Source organism: Vibrio fortis (assembly GCF_000695685.1).
GTDB classification, from domain to species: Bacteria; Pseudomonadota; Gammaproteobacteria; order Enterobacterales; family Vibrionaceae; genus Vibrio; species Vibrio fortis_A.
Window position 1 is genome coordinate 574228 of the sequence record NZ_JFFR01000027.1, and the last position, 16837, is coordinate 591064.

Here is a 16837-nt window from a genome sequence, read left to right on the forward strand (position 1 = left end):
CAAAATAATAACGATCAAAGGAATTCAATTATGGGCTGTTGCGACGCTCCGGGCTTAATGCCAATTGAAGAAGCACTTGATAAGCTGCTATCACCAATTTCACCAATTCAAGACACACTATCACTGCCATTGGCGGATGCTTTAGGTTACGTTCTTGCTGAAGATATTCTCTCACCTATTTTTGTTCCTCCTTTTGATAACTCAGCAATGGATGGTTATGCCCTTCGTCTAGCAGACCTAGAAAATGGCAATACACTCCCACTCGCAGGTAAATCATTCGCGGGTCAGCCTTTTGAAGGCGAATGGCCACAAAACACCTGTGTGCGCATCATGACTGGCGCTAAAATTCCAGAAGGTTGCGATGCGGTCATCATGCAAGAGAATACGCGTGAAACCGAAAACGGCATCGAGATTCAGCAAACTGACATCAAGCCGAACAACAACATTCGTCCAACGGGTGACGACATCAAGCAAGGAGACGTTGTGCTGAGTAAAGGCGAACGTCTGACACCTCGTGACATTCCAATGATCGCGTCTCTGGGTATTAGCCACATTCAAGTGCTGCGCAAACCTAAGGTTGCTTTCTTCTCTACTGGTGACGAGCTTAAGCCTTTAGGTCAACCACTAGAAGATGGCCAGATCTACGACAGCAACCGCTACGGCATTAAACCACTGATTGAAGCATTCGGCTGTGAAGCCATTGATTTAGGCATCATTCCTGATTGCCCTGCTACGCTTAAGCAAACATTCGAAAAAGCACAAGAGCTCGCAGACGTTGTCGTAACTTCTGGTGGCGTGAGTGTTGGTGAAGCGGACTACACCAAAGACATTCTTGAAGAGCTTGGTCAGATTGGTTTTTGGAAACTCGCAATCAAACCGGGTAAACCTTTTGCGTTTGGCGAACTAGAGAACGCTTGGTTCTGTGGTCTTCCGGGCAATCCAGTATCTGCAGTCCTAACCATGTACGTACTTGTGCAACCTATGCTTGCGAAGCTAGCCGGCAACACAGCGTGGAAGGCACCTGAATCTATTCCAGCGACAACACGTTCAGCATTTAAAAAAGCACCGGGCCGTACCGACTATCAACGTGGTATCTACACCATCGAAAATGGTCAGTTTGTGGTCGAAACAACCGGTAACCAAAGCTCAGGCGCGTTCCGCTCAATGAGCCTTGCGAACTGCTTTGTGGTACTTGAACGTGAACGCGGTCGTGTCGAAGCAGGTGAAACTGTTCAAATCCAACTGTTTAATTCAACACTCTACTAACGAGGCTTGTTAATGGAAATTCTGTCTGATGCGGAGATGCTTCGCTACAACCGCCAGATCATTCTTAAACAGTTCGACTTTGAGGGACAAGAAGCCCTCAAGCAAAGCTCCATTCTTGTGTTGGGCGCAGGCGGCTTAGGCTGTGCAGCGTCCCAATATCTGGCTACAGCGGGTATTGGCAAGCTCACGCTCATTGATGATGACTTAGTAGAGCTATCTAACTTGCAAAGGCAAGTGTTACATACCGATGCTGACATCGGAAAAAAAAAGGTCGAGTCGGCAGCGGAATCCCTTGGAATGCTGAACCCTCATTTGAAGGTAGAAACAGTAGACCGACGTCTGTCAGACGATGAACTAGATAGTCTGATTAGATCACACACATTGGTGCTGGATGCGTGTGATAACGTAGAGACACGTAATCAACTCAATCGATTATGCTACCAAGCGAAGGTTCCATTAGTCTCTGGAGCAGCAATTCGTATGGAAGGTCAAATCAGTGTATTTACCTACCAAGATGAGAACGCTCCGTGCTATCAATGCTTAAGTGCTCTATTCGGTTCGGCTGCTCTTAGCTGCGTTGAGGCTGGCGTTATGGCACCTGTTGTGGGTATGGTCGGCGCTGCACAGGCTCTAGAAGCCATTAAAGTGATAGCGCAATTTGGCTCTCCGAAAGAAGGTAAACTTCTTATCTTAGATGCGATGTCACACAGCTGGCGTGAAATGAAATTAATGAAAATGCCAACTTGCACAGTGTGTGGTGAATCTAAGTAAACATCGCACTGTGCTGTCTCGTTCTAAAACACGTTTACTTTTTAGAGCCTCACTCCTTGGATTGAGGCTCTTTTTCTATCCGCTTCCACTCATTTTCATTTTGAAAACTCTCTACGCTACTTAGTTTACTTCGACTTCAATTCAATTCTCATTTTGAGAAAATTAAAAAACAAAAATATAAAACCAATAAATACAATCACTTAAAAATGGCATAAGACTTGATACTCATAAAATATCTTCCATTACAAGGATGTTGATATGAGAATCCCAACGTTAAGTTTGCTACTCGGTGCACCGCTCCTAGCCCAAGCCGCGCCATTCGACACTTGCCCAAGCAAGGCATACCTATTCCAATCAACGCCAGTTCAAGTATATGGCGTCAATCTAGTCACAGGCTCTACAACGCTGTTGCAATCGGACACAGGCATGAACGCCAATATTAATGGTGTCGGTTTTAGCTTTGATGACCGCTATATCTACGGCTACGACACGACTAACAAACGTATCGTAAGGCTAGGGTCGAATTTCCAAGCTGAAGTCGTTAATACCAGCGGTTTACCGACCGACCACACCTTTTATGTTGGCGATGTTTATAATAGTACTTACTATCTATACCGCACTGGCAAAGGACTGTTCACCATCGACTTAACGCCGCTCGCGTCAGATCCCAACGCAGTGCTACCTGTTGTAAAAGTGTCTGATATTGCCACGGTCAGGCTCACTGACTTCGCATTCCACCCAAGTGATGGAAAGCTTTACGGAATCGATAACAATTCAGGAGTGCTCTACTCCTTCGACCCAAACACAGGCGCAACAACCTCAATTGGTGATACCGGGGAAACGGGTACGTTTGGTGCGGGCTATTTCGATGTTAACGGTAACTACTACGTATCACGTAACCAAGACGGTAAAATCTACCGCGTGAACCTATCTCCTGATAACGCAGCCAATATTGCTGCAGGCATCGTTCCTGCCGTTGAGTTTGTATCTAACGGCCCTAGTTCTGGTCAGAATGATGGTGCTCGCTGTGCAAACGCTCCAGTTATTGACGAAGATTCGAATATCGATTTTGGTGATGCACCAGACAGCTATCTAACACTGCTTAATAGCAACGGTCCTCGTCATGAACTTGATGGTGTGACTTGGCTCGGTAGCGAAGCCCCAGATGGCGAGCAAGACGGTTTTGTATCTCCACAATCCGATGAGACAACCGGTGGAGATGATGAGTGGACCAACGGCGGTATCGGCTTCGTTACTGCGCTTGAGGCTGGGCTTGATTCTAAAGTGATGGTTGAAGCGTCAACCACAGGTTATCTGTCTGCTTGGATAGATTGGAACCAAGATGGTAGCTTTGATGGTGAGAACGAAAAAGTGTTCGCTGACTATCAACTATCTGCTGGTGAAAACGAGCTTTTCCTCAACGTCGATGTTAACGCCTTAACCGGTACGACGTGGGCTCGGTTCCGTTTTAGCCAACAGACCAACCTAGAGTATTACGGCGGCTCAACGTCCGGCGAAGTTGTTGATATTCAAGTCGATGTACTAAATGACGGTGCTACCGCTCGTTACTTCCCAAGCGCATCGGGTTACGCCACTCTCGCATATGAAGATAACTGGCCTTACAAAGCTGACTACGACATGAATGATGCCGTACTTCGTTACCGAATCACGGAGATCTTAAAAGATGGCAAAGTCGTCAAATCAACGATTGATGGTCGTCTGGTGGCTGTCGGCGCGGATTACCTTAATGGCTTTGCGGTTCGCCTTCCGAACTTAGCGCCAAGCTCTGTCAACACTGGTAACTCTTACATGAAAGAGAATGGGGTGTTCACGTCTCTCAATATGGAAAGCGGTCGCAGTGAAGCCATTTTTGTTGTCGCAGAGAACCTGACTGAAAAAATCGCTACCAGTTGTGATTTCTATCGTACACAGAATGGTTGTAAAGACGATGAACAATTTGCTTTCCAAATTGGTATTTCATTAGACGGTGAAGGCGTTGACACTAGTGCTTGGACAGATATGCCGTACGACCCATTCATCTTTGCGACCCCTGGTCACTACCACGGTCCAAACTTACCGTTACACCCAGGTCGTAGTTGGGAAGTCCACATGGCTGATCAAGCACCAACTGAAGCCTTCGACAGTGCAAACCTATTCGAAACTGGCCTAGGTGTTGATGACAGTAGTCCAAGTGAAGGCAAGTACTTCAAAACAGCGGAGAACCACCCTTGGGCACTAATGATTACATCAACGGCTGAATGGGAATGGCCACAAGAACGTGTAGACATCGTAACGGCATACCCACAATTCAAGACGTTTGCAGAATCTGGCGGCGAAGATGCGACAACCTGGTTCCAGTCACCTGAAGCTGGCCAATGTTATGACTTGAGCTCAGAGGAGTAATCATGATGAATACGCAAATGAAATCCTCAAAACCATATACTAACGGCAGTAACACTGAGTCATCAGCACTACAGGAAACACCAACAAAAGGATGCAGAGCCATGGTTAAACAAGCTTCGTTAATTTCACTGCTCGCTAGTACTACTTTGATCTTTGGTTGTGGTGGCGGCGGAGGTGGCGGTTCAACGGCTGCACCCGCACCAGCAGTGGCAAGCACGATGTCCGACTTAACCGTACCCGATGGTTTTGACTACAACCCGGTAGAACAGCACGACCTTAATATCGATATCAGTCATATATCGACGAACCGTTCATTCGTATCTGTGTATAGCCGCTATTCTGAACGCAGTGACGCGACTTTTAAGCCAGACTATTCAAGCAGATTGCTGGCTGGCTCTTTGAACAACGGGCAGTTTAATTCTTCATTTACCGCTCCAATCAGCGAGGAGAACATCCTGATTGAGATCTGGTTCTATGATGGTCAAGCGCCGCTTCAGCAAATTGTTTCATCCGATGTGATGCAAGTGACGTGGTAGATATTTGAGTAAATACAAGCGAGCCTATTTGGGCTCGCTTTTTGTTGTTAGTTGCCTCACGAACTCGCGCATCTTTATACTCAATTCGTTATAACTGGCGTATCTTAAAACTAACTACACATAGTCTAGGAGCTCAAACAACTCTATGAAACAGCTAAAGTTGGCGTTTGTTATTCTAGGTTTGGGGGTTGTAGTTTTAGTGGCGTTGATTCAATTAACCACCCCTTCCTCCAACACTGTAGAAAAGCGGGCGACCGTCATAGCGAATACCCTTACCCAATCGCTTGATGGCCATCGTCGCTATCTGACTTTAAAACTTGATGATGAGCCAAGCTTTCGATTGTCAGTCCCAGCAACTATTGAATGCCCCATTGATTCTATAGTGATTGTTGATGCATTATTGAATCAATCAACCGGGCAACAAAGTTATAAATATCAGCGCTGTATTGCCGCAGACACCACCCAATAGCTTGCCCAAAGTTCACCTTTGTAGATATATCAATTCAAACAATAACAACACAGGAAGTGGAGTACTATGACTCAACCTCTGATCACACCCGCTCAGTTGAACGAGCTGTTAAAACAGCAAGACGTTATCCTTCTCGATGCCAGTATCGAATTTCAAATTCCGGGCGAAGCAGAAAAGATTACTGACCAATACATCCCTGGCTCAGTAAAATTCGACTACGACAAAGATTTCTGTGATAAGCATACCTTGCTTCCTCATATGTTCCCGACCGAGAAACACTTCAATGAACGTGCTCAAGCGCTTGGCATAAACAATAAGAGTACCGTCGTGGTGTATGACAACGCAGGCACTTTTGCTTCACCACGCGCTTGGTGGATGTTCTTAGCTATGGGGCATACCAATACTCTGATTCTGGATGGTGGTTTACCAGCGTGGGTCGAAAGTGGCTTTGAGACAGTTCCAAGTTACAGCACCGTTGATGCCCTTGGGGACTTTGAAGGCGTGCTAGATAAGGATTACTTTATCGATGCAGCTCAAGTCAATGACTACTCGAAAACGCAACAAGCTAATATCCTCGATGCACGCTCTCAAGCACGTTTCGACTCTAAAGTACCAGAGCCTCGACCTGGGTTGAGAAGCGGCCACATTCCATACTCTGTTTGCCTACCTTTCGCACAAGTTATGGAAAATGGGCGCTTAAAGTCAGAGCAAGAACTGAAAACAATCTTCAGCGGATTAGAGATACAACAACTGCCTATGGTTTTCAGCTGCGGCTCTGGTGTTACGGCTTGTATCATTCTTCTGGCTGCAAAAATTGCAGGGCACAACAACCCAATGAGTGTTTATGATGGTTCATGGACTGAATGGGGAGCAAACGAAGACCTACCGATCGAAGTGACCAAGTCGTAAAAATAACTGCAGGCATATCACATTAATTGGTCTAGATGACAAATAATTTTGATCGAAACAATACTGAGTTGCTATGTGTTTTGTTACTATACAACAGAATAAATACGGCGTTCTTTTTTACAATTTCGATTCAAGGTTTCTCAAAATTGGCCGTTACATGAGTGTTATCTAGACCCAAAGGCGTTGTATGGCTGTATTCAAAAAAAATATCTGGACGTTGTACGTATTGATCGTGCTGCTGACTTTGATACTTTTTTCTGCGTTTGGGCTTATCAAATGGCAAACTAACCGCGACGACTTCACCCGCCAACAGCATATGCAGTTGGAACTGTTTTCGAACTCTATTGAATCGCTTCTAACTAGCCAAGAAGCGCTACTAGAAGTCGTCGGCCATCAATTGCTCCAACAATCCGATTTTACTCGTACTGCAGCAATCCAAATTCGCCCTATCTTGGACAAACTGCTCGACACTCACCCGGCGATCGCCGCCTTTGGCTTGATCAACCCTAAAGGTGAATACTTAGCCGTTAGCTCAAATTTGATGCTGACTGAGCAGCGCAATCTTCTCGACTATGACTACACCCGTGACTCATTTTTAGAAGCGATTGAAAGCCAAAAAATGGTGTTAGGTCGCACCTACTTCCAAGACTCCCTTGGCACACTGATCATCCCTATTCGTAAATCGATTTCCACCAACGGCACTGATGTCGCCGCGGTAATGACGGCTGGGTTAAAACTTAACAGTACTATCCTATTTAAAAAGAACGTTAACACGGCTGAGCACAACAGCTTGAGCCTACTGCGCGACGACCTTTATCGTCAGTTCTATTCAAAAGATGTGGTTTCACTGCGAGCCTACTCTACTCCCGTTGACGCCAATATGGTCGAGCATATCGCCAAAAGCTTCGCCAAGTCGTACAACATCAAAATTCAAGACGCTAAAGAGAGTGGAAAGATCTACTCAGCAATCGTTGAGCAAGAAGGCAATAACAGCATTGTTACCACTACGTACCTGAACGATTACAAGCTTTGGGTTATCGGCACAACAGAGCTTGCGTATGTAGATAACGTTTTCTGGGAAGAGTTTAGCATCTACATTGCTGTGTTCTTGCTGCTACATGCTTGCTTTTACGCACTGGTTAAATCGATTTCCAAGAGTGAACTTCGCACTCGAAAGCAGCTGATTTATCAAGCGAATCACGACCCATTGACCTCGCTACCGAATCGATTCTATATGCGCCAAAACATCAGTAAATGGCTTGATGATGAGAAACATCCGTTTACCTTGTTGTTTATTGATATCGACAACTTTAAGAGTGTGAACGACACTCATGGCCATGACTTTGGCGATAAAATCCTCAAGCAAATTGCACTTCGCCTAAGCCGTTTCCAGTCACGCTTGAGCCTTGTCATCAGGGACTCAAGTGATGAGTTCTTATTCTTGACGCCTCTGACCAATGAGAGCGAATTGCACCGTTTGGCGGAAAGAATTATCGAAGTGCTATCGAAACCTTACGACGTAGACGAATCACAGTTCTTATTAAGCTGTAGTATCGGTATTGCACAATTCCCTCAACACGGTACGGACCTCGATAGCCTTCTGCGTTCAGCCGACATATCAATGTACAAAGCAAAACAACAGCAGAACTCGTACAGCATGTTCACTGCTGAGATGCAGGAAACTCACTTGTATAAGATGAAGGTGGAACAAAAGCTAAGAGTGGCCGTTGAGAAACAGACACTCTTTATGGTGTTCCAGCCTCTCCTGTGTGCAGATGGCAGTGTTCATGGTGTGGAAGCTCTGGTGCGCTGGATTGACGATGAACTAGGTTTTGTACCACCAGACGTATTCATCCCTGTGGCAGAAAAAACCGGGCTAATGCCGAGATTAGGTGCGTTCATCATTGAATCCAGTGTCCAACAGATTGCGCACCTGCACCGAATTGAGATGTTTAAACTAGGTTTGTCTATCAACATCTCTGTTCGTCAATTTATGCATGCTGCATTTGCAGAGCATCTCTTGGCGACACTTGAAAAGTATCAATTCCCGAGTGACTACCTAACGCTGGAGATCACCGAAAACTTATTCATAGAAGACGTACAACATGTGCGCCCTATCTTTGAATCGCTCAACGATATAGGCATTAAGATCTCACTGGATGATTTCGGTACAGGATACTCTTCTTTGAGTATGCTTAAGGCATTACCAATCTACGAACTGAAGATTGATAAGAGCTTTATCGAGAACATTAACTGCGATGCTCAATCTTTGACGATGGTTCAAAACATCATAGCCATCGGTAAAAACTTTGGCATGGTGGTATTGGCAGAAGGCGTCGAGACCAAAGAGCACTTCGATGTCCTAAAAGCTTGTCACTGTGATTTAATGCAGGGATATTACTTCTCTCGTCCATTACCGTACGAAGAACTTAGCCAATATCTGAAGCACTATTCATTTTCAACAAAAGAAGAGTGTGAAGCATAAAAAATGGAAGCGTGTGCTTCCATTTTTTAATCTCATTACCCAGCAAATCCAACCGAGTGTCACTAATTAACTAAACTCATCGGCGAATCAGTTATTTGGTACTCTCACCTTTTTCGGCATATTTCATTTGCTCATCCAAGTTAAGAACGGTCAATGCGTTGCTTACGCTGGTCGCAATCACATCAACAACACCGGTACGAAGTGCACCGAGTAGTGCAAGCGGTTTGCTGTTCTCTGCAGCAATGGCAATTACCTCTGCAATCGGGCGAAACTCTTCCAATCCCAAGCCGATAACACGGTCACTCATTACTGTGTTTGCCGCTTTACCATGTACGTCAAAAAAGTCGTAGCCTGCGAAGTCACCGACGACACCTTGTAGTAAACGAGATTGAACTACCTCGCCTGCGGTAAACCAGCCTAGGTCAACCATGTAGCTGTTTTCACTCATGTCACCGATACCCACTAATGCCACATCGGCCTTTCGAGCGAGATCGAGTGTTTGTTTAACTGTGCTGTTTTCCATAAATGCGGTTTTTTGAGCCTTGTTCTCCGCATAAGCAGGCGCATACAAGGTTTCCGACGAACCGCCGTACTTTTTCGCCAGCTGACGACAAATATGGTCGGCATTGAACATACCACCTCTTGGGTGAATGCCTCCGATACCACACACGAACTTACAATCGCGAGGAGTAATTACCCCAGTGTGGTGTGCAACAGACGATACGTTACGGCCTTGACCTACTGTCACTACCATGCCGTTTTTTAAGGTACTGGTTAGATAGTTAGATACTAAGCCAGCTACTTGAAGACGTTGCTGCTCTTCGTTCGGCTGATCCAGAGCAACAAGTGCGCGTTTAACACCAAAGCGCTCAATTAAGCGTTGTTCTATTTTAGCGCTAAATACTGGGTGGTACTTTACTGTAATTTCTACGATACCTTCGTCTCTAGCTTGCTTGAGCATTCGACCAACCTTTGCACGAGAGATTGAGAACTTTTTCGATATCTCTTCTTGTGTCGCACCGTCTTGATAGTAGGCAACCGCCACTTCAGTGAGAAGATCAGTATTTTCTTCCGACACATCTTGAATATTCTTACTCATATACCACCCAACAAGTATTTAACAATTTATTCACCTAAATAAGCAGCAAATGCGCGATAGCAAAGCAACTGTCGCATCAGTTTACACCATGAGCATTTGTAATGATAGAAAACAAATGCTCAAAGCAATCAATATCACCAAAGTGTAATTGAACTGCTCAATACACAACCATTAAACGTTTGCTTTCAGACCCCGTGTTTATTGGAGTAAATTATATTTGATTAAAGTCACTTTACTGCACTATTTGCCATTGACTTTGCCGTGAGATCGGATAAATATGGCTTCATCATTTACTCAGCCAACGAACATATGTTCGAAGCAAATGTTCGTCAGCTCGAAATTTTAAAATTAATGAACAACTGAACCAATGATTTGGTGATGAGAAGTTTATTAGCTAGCTTGCAAATGCCCACATCTCTCTTCACACGAGATGTTATGCGATAGATAGGATGATCAAAATGAGCAACAAATTAGAGCAACTTCGTAAACTAACGACAGTAGTAGCAGACACTGGTGAAATTGATGCAATCAAAAAGTACCAGCCAGAAGACGCAACAACTAACCCATCTCTGATTCTTAAAGCGGCTCAAATCGAAGAGTATGCGCCACTTATCGATGCTTCAATCGAATACGCTAAAGCACAAAGCGCTGATAAAGCACAACAAGTACAAGACACTTGTGACATGCTTGCAGTAAACATCGGTAAAGAAATCCTGAAAACAATCCCAGGCCGTATCTCTACAGAAGTTGATGCTCGTCTTTCTTACGACACTGAAGGCAGCGTAGCTAAAGCTCGTCAGCTAGTAAAAATGTACAACGATGCTGGCATCACTAACGATCGCATCCTAATCAAACTAGCTTCTACTTGGGAAGGTATCCGTGCTGCAGAAATCCTAGAGAAAGAAGGCATCAACTGTAACCTAACGCTTCTATTCTCTTTCGCACAAGCTCGTGCATGTGCTGAAGCTGGCGTATTCCTAATCTCTCCATTCGTTGGTCGTATCATGGACTGGTACAAAGCGAAAGAAGGTCGCGACTTCGAAGCATCTGAAGATCCAGGCGTAATCTCAGTAACTGACATCTACAACTACTACAAAGAGCACGGCTACAACACTGTAGTTATGGGCGCAAGCTTCCGTAACATCGGCGAGATTCTAGAACTTGCTGGTTGTGACCGTCTAACTATCGCTCCTGCTCTTCTAGCTGAACTAGAAGCCGCTGAAGGTGAAGTTGTAGAGAAGCTAGTTGACTCTAAAGGCTCTAAAGAGCGCCCTGCTCCAATGACTCACGCTGAGTTCCTATGGGAGCACAACCTAGACGCTATGGCAGTTGAGAAAGTTGCAGAAGGTATCCGCAACTTCGCAGTTGACCAAGGCAAACTAGAAGACATGATCGCAGCTAAGCTGTAATCACACAGAATTAAAAAAGGGGAACGTTTGCGTTCCCCTTTCAATTTCCAATTCCAATATTTAAACACTGGTAGTTATTATGGACCGTAAACATCTAGCTAATGCTATTCGTGCTCTAAGCATGGACGGCGTACAACAAGCAAACTCTGGCCACCCAGGCGCACCTATGGGTATGGCTGACATCGCCGAAGTTCTTTGGCGTGATCACCTAAACCACAACCCGTCAAACCCAGAGTGGGCTGACCGCGACCGTTTCGTTCTTTCAAACGGCCACGGCTCTATGCTGATTTACTCTCTGCTTCACCTAGCAGGCTACGAGCTATCAATCGAAGATCTTAAGAACTTCCGTCAACTGCACTCTAAGACTCCAGGTCACCCAGAGTACGGTTACGCACCGGGTATCGAAACTACAACTGGTCCACTAGGCCAAGGTATCACTAACGCTGTTGGTATGGCGCTTGCTGAGAAAACTCTAGCGGCACAATTCAACAAAGAAGGCCACGACATCGTTGATCACTTCACTTATGCATTCATGGGTGACGGCTGTCTGATGGAAGGTATCTCTCACGAAGCATGTTCTCTAGCAGGCACGCTAGGTCTTGGTAAGCTTATCGCTTTCTGGGATGACAACGGCATCTCTATCGATGGTGAAGTTGAAGGTTGGTTCTCTGACGATACTCCTAAGCGTTTTGAAGCTTACGGCTGGCACGTAATCCCAGCGGTAGACGGTCACAACGCTGAAGCGATCAACGCAGCAATTGAAGCAGCAAAAGCAGACCCACGCCCTACTCTAATCTGTACTAAGACTATCATCGGTTTTGGTTCTCCAAACAAATCTGGTTCACACGACTGTCACGGTGCACCACTAGGCGCTGAAGAAATTGCAGCTACACGTAAAGAACTTGGTTGGGAGCACGGTCCTTTTGAAATTCCGTCGGAAGTCTACGCAGAGTGGGATGCGAAAGAAGCAGGCGCAGCTAAGGAAGCAGCGTGGAACGAGAAACTTGCAGCTTATGAAGCAGCACACCCTGAGTTGGCAGCTGAATTCAAACGCCGCGTAAACGGTGAGCTTCCTGCACAGTGGGAAGAGAAAGCAAACCAAATCATTGCTGATCTTCAAGCTAACCCAGCAAACATTGCATCACGTAAAGCGTCTCAAAACGCACTAGAAGCGTTCGGTGCTATGCTACCTGAATTCCTAGGCGGCTCTGCTGACCTTGCGCCTTCTAACCTAACTATGTGGTCTGGTTCTAAGTCTGTTTCTGCTGAAGATCCAGCGGGTAACTACATCCACTACGGTGTACGTGAATTCGGTATGACAGCGATCATGAACGGTATCGCTCTGCACGGTGGTTTCGTACCATACGGCGCAACGTTCCTAATGTTCATGGAATACGCTCGTAACGCAATGCGTATGGCTGCTCTGATGAAAGTTCAGAACATTCAAGTTTACACGCACGACTCTATCGGTCTTGGCGAAGATGGCCCAACTCACCAACCAGTTGAGCAAATGGCTTCTCTACGCCTAACGCCAAACATGAGTACATGGCGTCCATGTGACCAAGTTGAGTCTGCAGTGGCTTGGAAACTGGCTATCGAGCGTAAAGATGGCCCAACGTCTCTGATCTTCTCTCGTCAAAACCTTGCACAGCAAGAGCGTAGCGAAGAGCAAGTGGCAAACATCGCGAAGGGTGGTTACATCCTAAAAGATTGTGAAGGTAAGCCAGAGCTAATCCTTATCGCTACAGGTTCTGAAGTTGAGCTAGCGGTTAACGCTGCAGCTGAACTGACAGCTGAAGGTAAGAAGGTTCGTGTAGTATCTATGCCTGCAACTGATGCATTCGACAAGCAAGACGCTGAATACCGTGAATCTGTACTTCCATCTGACGTAACAGCTCGTATCGCTGTAGAAGCTGGCATCGCTGACTTCTGGTACAAGTACGTTGGCTTCGGTGGCAAGATCATTGGTATGACAACATTCGGCGAATCTGCACCTGCAGGTGAACTATTCAAGATGTTCGGTTTCACTACTGAAAACGTAGTAAACACAGCGAAAGAGCTTCTCGCTTAATCTCTGCATCTCGAAACTAAAATGCCCCGCTCATTGAGCGGGGCATTTTTTATTGGATCTCTTCAACATTGACTTCGGTGCTGAACTTAACGGTTTTGGTCGACACTGAAGTGTGAAACTTTCTAATATTCTTATCCTGATGCAGCACCCTTTCAATAAAGCGCTCATAGGCTTGAATGTCGGGTACTGAAACAATGATCAAAAAGTCATAGCTTCCGGTGATCTGATAACACTGTGTGACTTCAGGAGCCTGCTCAATTGAACGACTAAACACACTGTAGATATCCCCCCTATCACGCTCCATCTCAACGGATACTATCAGCGTCATTTTGTTTCCTGCCAGTGCTGGATTAATCAGAGCGACGTCACCAACAATGATTTTGCCTTCTCTAAGCCTTTTAACACGCTTCAAGCAAGCGGGTGGAGACAGCCCAACAGCTTCTGCCAGATCGATATTGGCAATTCGATTATTCTTTTGCAAAAGGCTCAAGATACTTCTATCAATTCGATCTATTTCCATATATTTCTCCACAACCAGAATTTACGAAATAAATATATCACTTATCAATAAATAAAAAATAATTAACTCAATTCAACTCTAAACTGGTTAATCATATTTCTTATGAATACCTTACCATTCATCCTATCAGTTGTAATGAAAAGGATGAAACAATGAGAAAGTTCCAAAATTTCTTCTCCGAGCTTTGGCGCGAAATATTTGATGTAACCTGGACACTATACAAGTTGATGATCCCAATCATCATTGTCATCAAAATCGTTGAAGAGATGGGCGGCATCACGCTACTGAGCGAATGGCTAAGCCCCTTAATGAGCTTTGTCGGTTTACCCAGTGAGATGGGGTTGGTATGGGCTACAACCCTTCTAACGAACATCTATGCAGGCTTATTGGTCTTCATGAACACCAATGCTGAACTCAGCGTCGCACAAGTATCGGTACTAGGTTCATTAATGTTGATTGCACACTCACTGCCGATTGAAGCTGCCGTCGCTAAACGAGCGGGTGTGAGTGTCTTAGCGACTATGGTATTGAGGCTCGGTGGCGGCTTATTGTTTGCTTGGATACTTCACCAAACCTATACATGGGGTGGTCTACTAGAACAAACGGCACAAGTAATATGGGCACCAGACTTAAACAGCGAGCAGACTTATCTTGAGTGGGCTTGGAGCCAAGTCGAAAGCCTATTTATGATTTTCATCATCATCGCTGTGCTGCTGTTTACACTCAAAGTGCTAAAGATGTTAGGCGTTGAAAAGCTGATCGCCATTGCACTGCGTCCTGTTCTTCGAGTGTTGGGTATAAGCCCTGAAGCGACCAATATGACTATCGTCGGCATGACGCTAGGAATCTCTTTTGGTGGAGGCTTATTGATCAATGAAGCAAATAAAGGACATATCCCCGCGCGAGATATCTTTACGGCAATCATGCTGTTGAATCTGGTCCACAGTATGATCGAAGACACCATTCTTATTATGCTAATTGGCGCGGATTTCATCACTATCTTCTGGGGCCGATTGTTGTTTGGCTTAATCGTGGTTGCACTGATCTCCCACGCGCTCAAACGCATCAGTGACGTCACGTGTGAAAAGTATCTCTATAAGAGTCTTAATGGCTAGGCAAGAACTAAGAAACTAAAAAAGAAAAGCCCCGCGAATGCGGGGCTTAATATTCTATGCTTACAAATTGCTATCGTTACTTCTCTTCAAAACGCTGCGCAAGCATATGGAACTCGCCGACTTGATTCTTTAGATCGTCCGAGTTTTCTTTGACTGAATGCGTCGCCGCTTGGTTTTGTTCCGCCGTAGAAGCAATCGACTGAATGTGCAGGTTCACATCGCTAGTAAGCTGACGCTGTTGGTTAGCTGCGCTCTCAACAGATTGCATCAATTGATTCATCTGTCCCATTAGCGTCTCAACCTCTGATAGGCGTTCTGAACTTACTTGTGCAGATTCACCACACTTTGCTGTCTGAGCTTGGTTATCCAAGATATCACGCTGCCACCCTTCAATGGTATGCAGCATGGTTTCAATGCTCTCTTTGATCTGTACTGTCGCTTTCGAAGTACGGCCTGACAGTGCACGAACTTCATCCGCTACGACAGCAAAACCACGACCTTGTTCACCAGCACGTGCCGCTTCAATCGCAGCGTTCAGAGCCAGCAAATTAGTTTGTTCGGCGATGCCACCAATCTCTTCCATCATTTTACTAACGTTCTGAGCTTGATCGCTTAACTGATAAGTCGTTTGAGTCGCCTTTTCAGCCTGAACATTCAAATTATCAAGGTTGCTGTGCGTTTGGTCGATGCTCTCTTTTGCACTCGCACATGTCTTGAAGGTGATATCAACGATCTGGTGCGCTTCTTGAGTTGTCGATGACACTTCATTCGCCGTTACTTCTACTTCAGCCGTCGCTTCACGCACTTCAAGGATGTCCTTGGTTTGTTGATCAAGCGCTTCCGTTACTTGGTAAGAAGTCGCGCTCAAGTTATCTGCCAAATCTTGAATTGGCTTCGCTGAATCGGTCATTCGACCTAATACAGTACGAATACGAGCCGAAGCCAACTTAAGGTGGAAGTCTGCAACCGAAAACTGACTATTGCCCGAGTAAACTAAGCGACTAACACTATCAAACTTAGATTGAAGCTTTTTAAGCTCGCGCGGTGTGTCGATAAGCTCCTGTCTAAATAGCAGTGCCAGTGCAGAAACAGGCAGTAAGCTGCATAGCCATTGCGCTGCCTGACCTAGATCCATCATGTTCGACAGAACCGGCGCTGATAGTGATCCGAGAAGAATAGCGTAGCGAACACTATCACTGATCTGCAACGACCATTGACGACCATTCTTCTCTGCCTTCAACAAACCTTGATACGCTTTATCTGCGATTTGTACCCATTGAGCTTTAGGCTTCACACGAACCGACTGATAGCCACTGATTGCACCATTGTCGTAAATTGGCGTTACATAGGCATCCACCCAGTAATAGCCACCAGACTTGGTTTTATTCTTAACAATGCCACGCCAAGCCTTACCTTGCTTGAGGTTAACCCACATGTCGGCAAACGCAGCTTTAGGCATTTCATCATGACGAACAATATTGTGGTTCTGACCCAATAGTTCATCTTGTTCATATTCTGCAATGCGACAAAACGCCTCATTACTGTAGGTAATCACGCCTTTTAGATCGGTCGTCGATACCAGCTGATCGGTATCGTTTAAAAGTGTTTCACGTCGTTGAGAAGATAGGCTGGCAGTCATTATTCGTTGCTTATTGGTATTTATAGTTTTAGCAGGCGAATATATACAATAATTGAAATTATGACAAAATATGAACCTCACATTTTACGCAAATGACGGTACTTTGTTCGTTTCTTATCGTAATAGGTCACAAATACAACAAAGC

General features: G+C 45.3%; 13 protein-coding genes. 10 read left to right on the forward strand and 3 right to left on the reverse strand.

All coding sequences use genetic code 11. The features are described from left to right. Window positions 1-30 precede the first annotated feature (30 nt). The 7 genes from moeA (at window position 31) to VFDL14_RS04500 (ending at window position 8839) form a co-directional block, all read left to right on the forward strand. Window positions 31-1266 carry a molybdopterin molybdotransferase MoeA gene (gene moeA, locus VFDL14_RS04525; RefSeq protein WP_032552741.1) on the forward strand — a complete coding sequence of 412 codons (1236 nt, stop codon included), beginning with the start codon at window positions 31-33 and terminating at the stop codon, window positions 1264-1266. A gap of 12 nt (window positions 1267-1278) precedes the next feature. Then, the gene (gene moeB / locus VFDL14_RS04520; protein WP_032552742.1) at window positions 1279-2037 is read left to right on the forward strand and encodes a molybdopterin-synthase adenylyltransferase MoeB; all 759 of its coding nucleotides are present in this window, start codon (window positions 1279-1281) and stop codon (window positions 2035-2037) included. Window positions 2038-2295: 258 nt separating this feature from the next. Next, on the forward strand, window positions 2296-4440 hold the full coding sequence (locus tag VFDL14_RS04515) for an LruC domain-containing protein (RefSeq protein WP_032552743.1): 2145 nt from the start codon (window positions 2296-2298) through the stop codon (window positions 4438-4440). Next, a complete protein-coding gene (locus VFDL14_RS24430; RefSeq protein ID WP_419177375.1) occupies window positions 4440-4976 on the forward strand; it encodes a hypothetical protein in 537 nt (178 codons plus the stop codon). Before VFDL14_RS04515 ends, VFDL14_RS24430 begins: the two co-directional genes overlap by 1 nt. 145 nt (window positions 4977-5121) lie before the next feature. Beyond that, complete coding sequence (locus VFDL14_RS04510) at window positions 5122-5445, forward strand: hypothetical protein (protein ID WP_032552745.1); 324 nt, start codon at window positions 5122-5124, stop codon at window positions 5443-5445. A gap of 66 nt (window positions 5446-5511) precedes the next feature. After that, window positions 5512-6354 (forward strand): sulfurtransferase, encoded by an 843-nt coding sequence (locus VFDL14_RS04505; RefSeq protein ID WP_032552746.1) that lies wholly within the window; start codon window positions 5512-5514, stop codon window positions 6352-6354. A 187-nt stretch (window positions 6355-6541) separates the two neighbouring features. Beyond that, on the forward strand, window positions 6542-8839 hold the full coding sequence (locus VFDL14_RS04500) for a putative bifunctional diguanylate cyclase/phosphodiesterase (RefSeq protein WP_032552747.1): 2298 nt from the start codon (window positions 6542-6544) through the stop codon (window positions 8837-8839). Window positions 8840-8930: 91 nt separating this feature from the next. On the opposite strand, the gene VFDL14_RS04495 is transcribed toward VFDL14_RS04500, so the two are convergent. Beyond that, window positions 8931-9938: a sugar-binding transcriptional regulator gene (locus VFDL14_RS04495; protein ID WP_032552748.1), complete on the reverse strand. Its 1008-nt coding sequence runs from the start codon at window positions 9936-9938 to the stop codon at window positions 8931-8933. A 458-nt stretch (window positions 9939-10396) separates the two neighbouring features. On the opposite strand from VFDL14_RS04495, the gene tal reads away from it, so the two are divergent. Both tal and tkt read left to right on the forward strand, forming a co-directional pair. Beyond that, on the forward strand, window positions 10397-11347 hold the full coding sequence (gene tal, locus VFDL14_RS04490; protein ID WP_032552749.1) for a transaldolase: 951 nt from the start codon (window positions 10397-10399) through the stop codon (window positions 11345-11347). Window positions 11348-11426: 79 nt separating this feature from the next. Beyond that, entirely contained in the window at window positions 11427-13418 is a 1992-nt protein-coding gene (gene tkt, locus VFDL14_RS04485; RefSeq protein ID WP_032552751.1) for a transketolase, read from the forward strand. A 49-nt stretch (window positions 13419-13467) separates the two neighbouring features. Here tkt and VFDL14_RS04480 read toward each other — a convergent pair whose 3' ends face one another. Beyond that, window positions 13468-13938, reverse strand: coding sequence for an Lrp/AsnC family transcriptional regulator (locus VFDL14_RS04480; protein ID WP_032552752.1), 471 nt, complete (start codon window positions 13936-13938; stop codon window positions 13468-13470). Between the two features lie 152 nt (window positions 13939-14090). Between VFDL14_RS04480 and VFDL14_RS04475 the strand changes: the two genes are divergently transcribed. Next, the gene (locus VFDL14_RS04475) at window positions 14091-15053 is read left to right on the forward strand and encodes a hypothetical protein (protein WP_032552753.1); all 963 of its coding nucleotides are present in this window, start codon (window positions 14091-14093) and stop codon (window positions 15051-15053) included. A gap of 76 nt (window positions 15054-15129) precedes the next feature. On the opposite strand, the gene VFDL14_RS04470 is transcribed toward VFDL14_RS04475, so the two are convergent. Further along, window positions 15130-16692 carry a methyl-accepting chemotaxis protein gene (locus tag VFDL14_RS04470; protein WP_032552755.1) on the reverse strand — a complete coding sequence of 521 codons (1563 nt, stop codon included), beginning with the start codon at window positions 16690-16692 and terminating at the stop codon, window positions 15130-15132. Window positions 16693-16837: the final 145 nt, after the last annotated feature.